This window comes from Pantoea eucrina (genome assembly GCF_001691555.1).
Lineage (GTDB): Bacteria > Pseudomonadota > Gammaproteobacteria > Enterobacterales > Enterobacteriaceae > Pantoea > Pantoea borealis.
The window spans coordinates 144,092-144,461 of record NZ_MAYN01000008.1; the positions used below are offsets into that span (position 1 = coordinate 144,092).

Annotated in this window: 1 rRNA gene (only partly in view); it reads left to right on the forward strand. The window is 57.0% G+C overall.

Going from position 1 to position 370, the window contains the following annotated elements:
* Nucleotides 1–94 precede the first annotated feature (94 nt).
* A 23S ribosomal RNA gene (locus tag BBA90_RS19425) occupies nucleotides 95–370 on the forward strand (it continues 4,707 nt past the right edge of the window).

Consider the following 370-nt stretch of genomic DNA (forward strand, 5'->3'; position numbering starts at 1 on the left):
CGGTCACCCTCCGTAATAAGGGTGGCAGAACGATGCGGCCGGGTCTCAAGATTATCGCGATTCACGAGCGTGTCAAAACGCCTGTGGGTTGTGAGGTTAAGCGACCAAGCGTACACGGTGGATGCCCTGGCAGTCAGAGGCGATGAAGGACGTGCTAATCTGCGAAAAGCGCCGGCAAGGTGATATGAACCGCTACAGCCGGCGATGTCCGAATGGGGAAACCCGGTGCACTCAGTGCATCATCGCAGCATGAATACATAGTGCTGCGAAGCGAACCGGGGGAACTGAAACATCTAAGTACCCCGAGGAAAAGAAATCAACCGAGATTCCCCCAGTAGCGGCGAGCGAACGGGGAGCAGCCCAGAGCCTG